Raw genomic sequence first — 10,885 nt, 5'->3', positions numbered from 1 at the left:
GGTGTTTAGGATTATTATCCAAAAAAATACCAACCCTACTAGTCCTTTGATTCTTATGGTATTACTGTGATGCATTGCGGGCGACTAATGCCTCTATGATTGAGGCCGCAATATAGAAAATTATCGCGAAGGGAATGCCCGCTATCCCTAAGATTATGAGGAATATAAGTGAAACAATAATTACCAGATACCTGAAAACGTTTTTCTGGAAGGAGTAATCCTTAAATTTCAAAGCAATCAGAGGAATCTCTGCCACGAGCAGGTAGGACATCAAGACCGTGATGGCTACCAAGGCAAGTGGATTGGAGAGTAGGTTTTGGGCGGCAGCCGACCTTTCTGCCAAAAACGGAAGCGTACTGATCAGAAGCGCATTTGCCGGAGTCGGCACGCCGATAAACCTGTCCGATTGTCTTTCGTCGATATTGAATTTGGCCAATCTCCAAGCGGAGAAAATCCCGATCAAAAATGCCACAAAGGGTAGATACCCTGAATCCGAACCCGACGCAATCATCGTAAACATGATCATTGCGGGCAAAACCCCAAACGTGACCATATCAGCAAGGGAATCAAGTTGTTTGCCCATTTCTCCCTGAACCCTCAGTAGCCTTGCCACGAAGCCATCCAGAAAATCAAAGGCAGCGGCGAGAAAAATACAATAGGCGCCGGCATTGATATTTCCTTCCAAAACCAGGTAAATCCCTACCATGCCCAAAGCGAGGTTTATACTGGTGAGAAAATTGGGTATGTTTTGTCGCATCATCTGAAGCCGGTACGTTTGCCCACAAAGGGGTTGTGTTCTTTTTCTACTCCAATGCACGTTTCGGGGCCATGGCCCGGAAACACGATCGTATCTTCCGGCAAAGTGAACATGACAGTTTTGATTGCATTCAGCAACGTCGCATGATCGCCGCCCGGTAGGTCGGTTCTTCCGATACTCCCTTGGAAGAGTGTATCACCAGCGATGCAGGTCTTGCTTTCCTCATGGTAAAATACAACATGGCCCGGAGAATGGCCCGGAACAAATAGGATTTTCAATTTCTCATTTCCAACGTGGAGGGATTTTCCTTCCTCCAAAAAATGATCGGGTTCGGATGCCTGATACCCGGCAAATCCATAACTCGGCGCGTATGCTTGGACCGACTTTAAAACCGGTACTTCTTTTTGGTGGATCGAAAGCGGAACTTTGAAGGTCGTTTTCACAAACTCATTGCCCAATACATGGTCGATATGGCAATGTGTATTCACCAAATCAGTGACCTGAAGGTGCTCTTTCCTGATGAAATCCATCAGCTCCTCTCGTTCTTCCCTTTCATAGCATCCCGGATCGACAATGACCGCCTTGTTTGTCTCGTCATAAAGGATATAGGTATTTTCGTAAAAGGGATTGAAAGTGAAGACTTTAATCTGGAGCATGTTTGAAAAAGAATTGTTGGACTCTAAATAACGAATAAAGAAGCTATTTTTGGGCATGGAGACTGATTTTTTGATCGTAGGTCAAGGATTGGCAGGCACGGTGTTGTCCTTTCGACTCATGCAATTGGGTCAAAGGGTGGTGGTGTTCGATACGCCGGAGCAGAACAAAAGCAGTAGGGTAGCAGCAGGTCTGTATAATCCGATTACAGGCAATCAAATGGTGAAAACCTGGAATGCGGATCTCCTTTTCCCGGAAATTGTACCCACCTATCGACAGCTTGAGCAATTGCTTGGAAAGCTTTTTTTGGTTGAAAAAAAAATCTACCGCCCCTTTCTTTCGATCGAAGAGCAAAATGAATGGATGGGGAAAAGTGCCGAGCCCGAATTCCAAGGATATTTTGAACAGGTATTTCAACAGCCGGTGTATGCAGAAGTGAACAATCCATTTGGGGGAATTATGCTTAGGAACTCAGGGTACCTGGATATTCCCACATTATTGGATGGTTATCAGGAATATCTGTTGCAACGGGACTCGATGCGTTTGGAGAAGCTGGTGGAAGAGGAATTGGAGTTTGGTAATGAATATTCGGTGAAATACCGGGACATAAAGGCAAAGGCAATTGTTCTTTGTAACGGCTTGGGGGCGATGGGAAGTAAATTGTTCGATGCCTATCCATTTGCGCCGGTGAAGGGGGAGATTATTGACCTTACACAATCATTTTCCCCCGAAGAAATCATTAACAGGGGAGTGTTCCGTATCACATTGGCAAAAGGGAAGCAAAGGGTCGGTTCGACTTATTCCTGGCATGATTTGGACGAAGGCCCAACTGACCGGGCGAAAAATGAAATCATGGAAAAGCTTGAAAAGCTAGTTCCCGAACCCGTGGATAAAATTGTTCACCACCGTTTTGGAATTAGGCCGGCTACCAAGGACCGAAAACCTATTTTGGGGAAACATCCTGATATCGAAGGCGTTTATATGTTCAATGGTTTTGGAGCCAAGGGTGTTTCGTTGATTCCTTATTTCAGCAAAGTGATGTGTGCCTGGATGTTAGCCGGGGTCGAGCCCGAAAAAGAGGTGAACCTATTGCGTTGGTCTAAAACATAATTCATTTTTTTGAGTATATTTAAAACCCAAGTGAGAAAGATTGCATGAAATCAAGGTACCTGTATTTACTGCTCGCCCTGTTTATTTTTCAGCTTCCGACCGATTCTTTCGCCCAATTCAACAATAAAAGATTTGGGAAAAATCGGATCCAGCATAAGAATATAGAGTGGTATCACTATAGTTCAAACAATTTTGAGGTCTACTACTACGAGGGGGGTGGCAACAATGCCCGCATGGCAATCCAATATTTGGAAAGCGAATTTGAGCGCCTCACCCAACTCATCGGGTATGTAGCGTATACCAAGCCAAAGATTTTCATCTATAATTCACCCGAAGAAATTCTCCACAGCAACGTCAACCTCAACGTGGACATGTTCACAATTGATGGGCAGTCGTTTTTTAGTAGGATGATCGGTGAAGTGGCGTTTCCGGGTACTTGGGAGCAGTTCAAGCGTGAACTTGTCTATACAGTATCAAAGGTGATCATCGAGGAAATGCTATATGGTTCGACGATAGCCGATGCTTTCCAGTCCAACCTGATCAACAGTTTCCCGGAATGGTACATAGAGGGAGCGGCGATGTATCTGGCCCACGGATGGAGTATGGAAATGGATGATTTTGTCCGTCATTTTTTCAATGAAAACAGATCCACCAAACTGCACAAGCTTAAAAGCCGTGAAGCGGGATTGTTGGGGCAGTCTATTTGGAATTTTATCGTGGAGAAATATGGAAGGCGATACATTTCCAGTATTCTCAATTTGAGTAGGATCAACAGAAATGAGGAAAATAGCATCGCCAATACGATCGGCCTCAATTATAAGGCCTTTCAAGACCAATGGAAGACATTTTACCTCAATACAAACCAACAGGTGCTGACAAGCTTCAAGTCAATCAATCCTGCAAGTGAGATCAAGGAGACTTCCGATTCGGAACTTGGGATCATCAATGACATCAAGTTCAGCCCGGACGGCAAGCACCTCGCCTATGTCATCAATAATGGTGGGAAGTATCGGGTACAGGTGCGGGATTTGGCCGATGGGCGCGAACGCACGATTTTCTCGGGGGGCGCTTCTTCCCCTGATCAACCAATAAACCTCACGGCGCCGGTGATTGCATGGCGTGATACATTGAATCTGGCAATTGCGACTTTTAGGCGAGGAACTACAGCACTTCGATCTCGAGCAATAGACGGGTCCGGTCAGGACAGGATTTTCCTTCGCAACATCACCCAGATCCTGAGCTTGGATTTTAACTCATCGGGAAAGAACATGGTCCTTTCAGCGATTTCCAACGGGAAGACAGACGTTTATTCGCTTAATGTCAGGGGAGTGGGAAAGCGGATTACCAATGACTCCTTTGACAATATCAACCCGGTTTTCCTAAATGATTCCACAGTAATTTTCGCTTCGAATTTCACGGAGTTACCCGATTCGGTGTTGACAAAAACGCCTGATGTCAAAGTGTTGCCGGATTATTTCAACCTGTTCATGGCCACTGTGACCGATACCGTCACGATCCAAAAACTCACAAACGTCAACAATCGGAACATTCGCCCAAGGGTACTTAATGGCGCCAATGTGCTTTATCTGAGTGACCAAAGTGGTATCATGAACCTGATGCGCTTATCTGTCGCAAACGGCATCACCAGCCAAATGACAGCTTTCAACAAAAGCTTGGAGGCCTTTGACTACTCTTCCAAGATCAACAAGATCGCCTATTCTTACCGAGATGGTAACCAAAGCAGGCTGGTGATCGAAACCTACTCCAATATTGACCAGTTTACACCAAGCACGCCCAGAATTCAGATATCGCAGGCAAAAGTACTTTCTGAGCGGATATCGTCCAGGCGGGCGGAAGCCGCTGCGGAAGAACAGCGCACACAACAACAGGAGTTTCAGCGAAGGGCTGCACAACCCGTAGTCAAAAGAGACAGCTCGTTGAATGTAAGATTGGAGGATTTGATGCTCGGAAAGGTACCGACCCAGACAGAAACGAAGCCAGCCACAGTTGATAGTTTACCCGCACCAAAAAGTCTGACCGGGGCCATCAATACCGATCGTTTGAGATTTGAGAAAAAAGGCGGCATCGATACGGATAACTATACATTCGACACGATTCCAAAATTGGAGACTCCGCAGTCTAGACTAGCACAGACGTCTACTGGGACTCGAAGCAATATTCTTGAGAATTTCCGCAGGCAGAGTCTTCAAAAGCGGATAACCGGACCGAACCCGATGCAGCCGCAGTTCTTTACGCAAAATCTCAGTACGGATTGGCTCGTAGATCCGCTCAGGGGATTCAGCCTAGGACTTTCTGGTGTAATGTCCGACATCCTAGACAACCATAATTTCAGGGGCGGGCTCAGTTTTGCATTGAATTTCAGATCCGGTTCCGACATTTATTTCCAATATGAGTATCTAAAGCAGCGTATAGACCTAAAGGTAAGATATGACCGTAGGTCATTTCAATTTGATGACGGCTCCATTCCCAAACAGAAATACGTGCTGAATCAGGTTGAACTTGGTTTTTCCTATCCATTTAATGTGCATTCACGGGTATCTTTGTCCCCAATAATTGCCAAAACCCAGTATTTTAATCTCGACCCGGATTCTCTCATTAGAGGGCAGCTTCCTGAGCAGAACAATTTTGACGTCAATTATCTGGGCGGAAGATTTGAATTTGTTGTGGACAAAACCCAGCAACTTGGTTTGTACACCCAGAAGGGTATTAAAGGAAAAGCAGGCGTAATCCATTACCAGGGGATGAACCATTCAGATCGGTCGTTCACCAATTTCTATTTGGATTTCAGAAAATACCAAAGCATTCACAAAAATTTGATTTGGGCATCCCGCCTTTATGCAGGATCATTCTTCGGCCAAAATCCACAGACTTACATGGTGGGTGGAATGAATAACTGGCTTTTCAACGAGTTTTTCCAGCCACCTTCCAACAGGCCTTCCGAATCACCTGTAAGGAATCCAAATTGGGTGGAAAATTCGAACATATTGTTTGCTGAGTTTGTGGACCTGCGGGGCTATTTATTTGATGAAATCAGGGGAAGAAACGTCGTTACCTTCTCCACCGAATTGAGGATTCCGCTGTTTTCTTACCTATCACGAGGAAATATTACCTCCAATTTTGTGAAGAATTTCCAGATGGTGGCGTTCTATGATATAGGTTCCGCTTGGAACGAATCTGCTCCTTGGCAGCGTATCAACGACCAAAACACCGAGGTCATCGCAACGCCCGGTTCTCCATTTGTGATTACGATCAACAACTTCAACAACCCTTGGCTCCAAAGTTACGGAGCGGGATTGAGGACCGTTTTGCTCAACTACTACTTCAAGTTTGATGTGGCGAGACCAATTAGGAATTACCAACAGGACGATCTGAAGTTCTACGTCACTTTGGGTTATAACTTCTAAACTCCAAAACACATTATGATCAAATCCATGACGGGCTATGGTTTGGCTAGCCTAGAAGATGACAATTATGTCATCAGCGCAGAAGTCAAAACCTTGAACTCGAAGTTTCTAGACCTTTCGATCCGTTCGCCAAGGCAATTTTCAGAGAAAGAGCACGAAATCAGGAATTTGGTTAGTGCGGTTTTGGAGCGCGGTAAGGTAAATTTGACGCTCGAATTCACCAACAAGACCCAAGTGGAGCTTCCCGTTTTGATCAATGAGGAGCTTTTTCACGGATATTATCAGCGGTATTTGAAGCTTGCAAAGGATGCACAGGCTGACACAGCTGAGTTGTTCAAGATTGCGATGCAATCCCCCAATGTAGTTTCGGGAAACATTGACAAAAATTCAGATCCGATTGAATGGGAAATGGCCAAGAAGGTGATTGAAAAGGCCCTGAGGAACTGTGATGGATTCCGAAACGACGAGGGTAAGGTGCTGGAGCAGAAGTTCCTAGAAAACGTGCAGGTGATAAGGAAAGAGCTTGAGAAGGTGAAAATCCTAGATCCGGAGAGAAAGGAGAAAATCAGAAATCGGATCAAAGGCAGCTTTCGCGAATGGATGGAAGACAATAGCTTCGACCCTAACAGGCTGGAGCAGGAATTGATATACTATTTTGAGAAAATCGATATCACCGAGGAAATTGTCCGGTTGGAAACCCATTTGGATTATTTTGTGCAGAATCTTTCGGAAGGAGAAAACCAAGGCAAGAAGCTTGGATTCATCAGTCAGGAGATAGGAAGGGAAATCAATACTATTGGATCTAAGGCCAACGATGCCCAGGTTCAACGCTGCGTGGTCATCATGAAAGACGAACTTGAGAAGGTCAAGGAACAAAGCCTGAATATCCTTTAGGGCTTGTTTTGATCGGCCGGTTGAGTGTGCATTGTAAAGGAAAAACGCTTCCCGAAACTGGATTGATTCTGATAGCTTAGCTGGGTTTTGGCGCGGATTTGCAGATCACTTTTAGATGCAAAGGAATTATGAGTCAGAATCCCGATTTTTCCCTGATAACAATGAAAAAAGTATTTGACTGATTATCAATAGGTTGATTTTTATTCGCTATTTCGCAATCGATTGAGCCCGTTTATCCAGTTTAATTGCTTCATTTTCAAATCCTTGAATATTTTGGTTGCCGGGATTTATTTGGTAATTTTAATGCATCAAAGAATAATCGCCGAGTAAAAATTCGGACATTTTCGACCTTGATTTTTGAACCAATACAACAATAAAAACAATAACTATGAGCAAAATCAAAATTGGAATTAACGGATTTGGAAGGATCGGAAGATTGGTATTCAGGGCGGCACAGTCCCGCAGCGATGTACAGGTAGTCGCGATCAATGACCTTATCGACGTGGATTATATCGCTTACATGTTGAAGTATGATTCCACCCATGGCATTTTTGACGGTACGGTAGAAGTGAAAGATGGCAAGCTGATCGTCAATGGCAACGCTATCCGCGTAACAGCCGAGAAAAGTCCTGCAAGTCTCAAGTGGGGCGAGGTCGGTGCCGACTATGTCGTCGAATCTACCGGGATCTTTTTGACCAAAGAAACAGCACAGGGGCACTTGGATGCTGGCGCGAAAAAGGTTGTACTATCCGCACCATCCAAAGACGACACGCCAATGTTTGTAATGGGTGTAAACCACGATAAGTATACTTCTGACCTAAACATCGTTTCCAATGCTTCTTGTACCACCAACTGCCTTGCGCCTTTGGCGAAGGTTTTGAACGACAACTGGGGCATCGAGGAAGGATTGATGACGACTGTTCACGCGGTGACTGCTACACAGAAAACCGTGGACGGACCATCTGCGAAGGATTGGAGAGGCGGTAGAGGTGCCAACCAAAACATCATCCCGTCATCCACTGGAGCTGCCAAAGCGGTTGGAAAAGTGATCCCTGAATTGAATGGTAAATTGACAGGGATGGCATTTCGGGTTCCTACACCAAACGTATCTGTGGTTGACCTTACCGTGCGGTTGAAAAAGCCTGCTACCTACAAGGAGATCTGTGCAAAAATGAAGGAAGCCTCAGAAACCCACTTGAAAGGGATAATGGGCTATACTGAGGATGCGGTGGTGTCTACTGATTTCAATGGTGATCCACGCACTTCGATCTTCGATGCCGATGCGGGCATTCAGTTGAGCGACACTTTCGTGAAAGTAGTTTCTTGGTACGACAACGAATGGGGTTATTCCAACAAGGTTGTCGATCTGTTGACATACATCGCTTCAAAATCTTAATTCAAATCTATAAACCGAGAAAAGGCTGCTTTCCACAAAAAAGGCAGCCTTTTTTGATTTCGCTAAAAAACCAAGCCCAAAATTCGTTGTTTGTACAATATGGACGGATACCTTCCCTTGTTTCCCTTGAAGTTGGTCGCTTTTCCCGATGAGCCCATCAACCTTCATATTTTCGAGCCCCGCTACAAACAATTGATCAATGATATCCTGGAGACAGGGGATACCTTTGGGATTGCGGTGTACATTGATTCCTTGATGCCTTTCGGGACCGAGGTTCAGTTGCTGGATGTCAGCAAGTTGTATGAGGATGGCCGCATGGATATCAAGACAAAGGCCTTGGGCGTGTTTGAGATATTGTCTTTTGATAATCCCATGCCCGGGAAGCTTTATGCAGGAGGGAAGGTGAATTTCAAGGAAAATGACCTAAAAGTGCCAGAGGCAATCTATAGGGAGTTTTTGTTTTACCTCAAGGAATTGCTGCGGCTACTGAGCCATCCTGTCGACTTGGTCCCTTTTGCGGTCAATTCATTTTCTTTTGCACACAAGATCGGCCTGACGTTGGCCGAGGAATATGAGCTTTTGACCATGGAAAAGGAATCCGATAGGATTGCGTATCTTCTCAGGCACCTTATGAAGGTGATTCCTGTCATGCGTGAAATGGAGGCTGCGAAAAAAAAGATCCAGATGAACGGGCATTTCAAAAACCTCGATCCCTTGGATTTTTGATCAAAGCCTCGTGACGTTGTCTTTCTTGACGTACGATTTTTTATCCTTCCAAATCACCTCATACCAGATATCCTTGCTGGATTTGATGATGACACGGTGTCCGGGTTCGACGGTATAAAGTAGTTTCCCTGCCGCAGTAGGGCTGTCCATGATCAATGTCGGGCTGCCCGTGACTATGCCGGTCTTGGGTTCAGAGAGGAAATTGTTGCTTACGAATAGGGCAATGATCAAAAACACGCTCGGTAGGAAATGGATCGGTTGGTCTGCTTTCTTTCGGAATATGATCAATAGAATCAGCGAAATGACCAGCAGGAAAGCGAGTGTGGCAGAGATCTCGTTTTGGAGGTCTGTCAGAAACCTGAAAAGCCGGTCGCTGTCATCCATTTGGTATCCCTCTAGGTCAACCTGCTCCGTCAGGGATTTGATTTTAGTGATGACGCGGGGGTTGGGATTTTGGTCATAATATTTTGCCAGGTAAAAACTGGCGGAGGAATAATCGCCTTTTCCTTCCGACACAAATGCCATTTTGAGCAACATGGCGGGTGAAAAAACCTCTTCCTCAAGCAGCAAGTTCTCGTACATTTTCATGGCCTCCTGGTAATTTTTGGAGGCAAACAAAGAATCTGCTTTCTGCAGCTTGATTATATCGGCTTGACAATTAAAGCTTTGCAAAAAGGGGATTAAAAATATGATAAATTTTGCAAGAAAGAATCGATTAGGGTTTGGCATTTTAAATCCAGAGGGCTAAATTTGCAGTCCAATTACGGGAATGATTTAAAAATATCCAAATCAAAACCGTTTTCGATTCCGTAGCTCAGCTGGTAGAGCAATACACTTTTAATGTATGGGTCCTGGGTTCGAATCCCAGCGGGATCACATAATAGATTCAAAAGGAATCTAAGCTATGGTGATAAATTTTGAATCTGACTTGGATGGTTTTGTTGATTTAATGTATGGGTCTGGTCCACGATGGCTATCGGGACGAATCCCAGTGGGATCACAAAATAGATTCAAAAGGAATCTAAGCTATGGTGATAAATTTTGAATCTGACTTGGATGGTTTTGTCGATTTAATGTATGGGTCTGGTCCACGATGGCTATCGGGACGAATCCCAGCGGGATCACAAAATAGATTCAAAAGGAATCTAAGCTATGGTGATAAATTTTGAATCTGACTTGGATGGTTTTGTCGATTTAATGTATGGGCCTGGTCCACGATCGCTATCGGGACGAATCCCAGCGGGATCACAAAAAAGATTCAAAAGGAATCTAAGCTATGGTGATAAATTTTGAACCTGACTTGGATGGGTTTGTTGATTTAATGTATGGGCCTGGTCCACGATGGCTATCGGGACGAATCCCAGCGGGATCGCAAAAAAGATTCAAAAGGAGTCTATCTGAAGTAAAAAGTTTCGGGGTGTAGCGTAGCCCGGTATCGCGCCACATTTGGGATGTGGAGGTCGTAGGTTCGAATCCTGCCACCCCGACTTAATCTGACTAGTGATAGTCATCCGGGTCCTGTAGCTCAACTGGATAGAGCAACTGCCTTCTAAGCAGTAGGTTTCAGGTTCGAGTCCTGACAGGATCACTTAGGGTATCAAAGCGGAATCAAGTTCCGCTTTTTGTTTTGATTCCGTAGCTCAGCTGGTAGAGCAATACACTTTTAATGTATGGGTCCTGGGTTCGAATCCCAGCGGGATCACTTGATCACTTGGAGCAGGCTGGTGGCCTGCTTTTTTGTTTTTGGGGTTTTTCGGTGGTGTAGTATTGGTCCTGGTCCGCGATGGCTATCGGGACGAATCCCAGCGGGATCACTTGATCACTTGGAGCAGGCTGGTGGCCTGCTTTTTTGTTTTTGGGGTTTTTCGGTGGTGTAGTATTGGTCCTGGTCCGCGATGGCTATCGGGACGAATCCCAGCGGGA

The 10,885-nt window shown here is 45.1% G+C and carries 8 protein-coding genes and 4 tRNA genes; 9 read left to right on the top strand and 3 right to left on the bottom strand.

Annotation, left to right across the window (positions count from 1 at the left end; all coding sequences use genetic code 11):
• Window positions 1-61: 61 nt before the first annotated feature.
• Together pssA and L0U89_RS15060 are read right to left on the bottom strand one after the other, a co-directional pair.
• On the bottom strand, window positions 62-760 hold the full coding sequence (pssA, locus tag L0U89_RS15065) for a CDP-diacylglycerol--serine O-phosphatidyltransferase (RefSeq protein WP_234862276.1): 699 nt from the start codon (window positions 758-760) through the stop codon (window positions 62-64).
• Complete coding sequence (locus L0U89_RS15060; protein ID WP_234862275.1) at window positions 757-1,413, bottom strand: MBL fold metallo-hydrolase; 657 nt, start codon at window positions 1,411-1,413, stop codon at window positions 757-759. The genes pssA and L0U89_RS15060 overlap by 4 nt, the downstream gene beginning before the upstream one ends.
• A 55-nt stretch (window positions 1,414-1,468) precedes the next feature.
• On the opposite strand from L0U89_RS15060, the gene L0U89_RS15055 reads away from it, so the two are divergent.
• The 5 genes from L0U89_RS15055 (at window position 1,469) to L0U89_RS15035 (ending at window position 8,962) form a co-directional block, all read left to right on the top strand.
• Complete coding sequence (locus L0U89_RS15055; RefSeq protein ID WP_234862274.1) at window positions 1,469-2,521, top strand: NAD(P)/FAD-dependent oxidoreductase; 1,053 nt, start codon at window positions 1,469-1,471, stop codon at window positions 2,519-2,521.
• A gap of 44 nt (window positions 2,522-2,565) precedes the next feature.
• Window positions 2,566-5,946 carry a biopolymer transporter Tol gene (locus L0U89_RS15050; protein ID WP_234862273.1) on the top strand — a complete coding sequence of 1,127 codons (3,381 nt, stop codon included), beginning with the start codon at window positions 2,566-2,568 and terminating at the stop codon, window positions 5,944-5,946.
• A 15-nt stretch (window positions 5,947-5,961) separates the two neighbouring features.
• Window positions 5,962-6,840, top strand: a complete 879-nt coding sequence (locus L0U89_RS15045) for a YicC/YloC family endoribonuclease (RefSeq protein ID WP_234862272.1) — start codon at window positions 5,962-5,964, stop codon at window positions 6,838-6,840.
• A gap of 388 nt (window positions 6,841-7,228) precedes the next feature.
• Window positions 7,229-8,236: a type I glyceraldehyde-3-phosphate dehydrogenase gene (gap, locus tag L0U89_RS15040; protein ID WP_008631968.1), complete on the top strand. Its 1,008-nt coding sequence runs from the start codon at window positions 7,229-7,231 to the stop codon at window positions 8,234-8,236.
• A 99-nt stretch (window positions 8,237-8,335) separates the two neighbouring features.
• On the top strand, window positions 8,336-8,962 hold the full coding sequence (locus tag L0U89_RS15035; protein ID WP_234862271.1) for an LON peptidase substrate-binding domain-containing protein: 627 nt from the start codon (window positions 8,336-8,338) through the stop codon (window positions 8,960-8,962).
• On the opposite strand, the gene L0U89_RS15030 is transcribed toward L0U89_RS15035, so the two are convergent.
• Window positions 8,963-9,691: a tetratricopeptide repeat protein gene (locus L0U89_RS15030; protein ID WP_040481714.1), complete on the bottom strand. Its 729-nt coding sequence runs from the start codon at window positions 9,689-9,691 to the stop codon at window positions 8,963-8,965.
• A 74-nt stretch (window positions 9,692-9,765) separates the two neighbouring features.
• Between L0U89_RS15030 and L0U89_RS15025 the strand changes: the two genes are divergently transcribed.
• The 4 genes from L0U89_RS15025 to L0U89_RS15010 all read left to right on the top strand — a co-directional run bounded on the left by L0U89_RS15025 (window position 9,766) and on the right by L0U89_RS15010 (window position 10,664).
• Window positions 9,766-9,838, top strand: a tRNA-Lys gene (locus L0U89_RS15025).
• A 537-nt stretch (window positions 9,839-10,375) separates the two neighbouring features.
• A tRNA-Pro gene (locus L0U89_RS15020) sits at window positions 10,376-10,449 on the top strand.
• A 27-nt stretch (window positions 10,450-10,476) separates the two neighbouring features.
• A tRNA-Arg gene (locus L0U89_RS15015) sits at window positions 10,477-10,550 on the top strand.
• A 41-nt stretch (window positions 10,551-10,591) separates the two neighbouring features.
• Window positions 10,592-10,664 (top strand) — tRNA-Lys (locus L0U89_RS15010).
• The last annotated feature ends 221 nt before the right edge of the window (window positions 10,665-10,885 follow it).

The organism is Mariniradius sediminis, assembly GCF_021491425.1.
Taxonomy (GTDB): Bacteria; Bacteroidota; Bacteroidia; order Cytophagales; family Cyclobacteriaceae; genus Mariniradius; species Mariniradius saccharolyticus.
The sequence above is the reverse complement of the archived record's forward strand: the minus strand, read 5'-3'. Positions and strand labels throughout refer to the sequence as shown.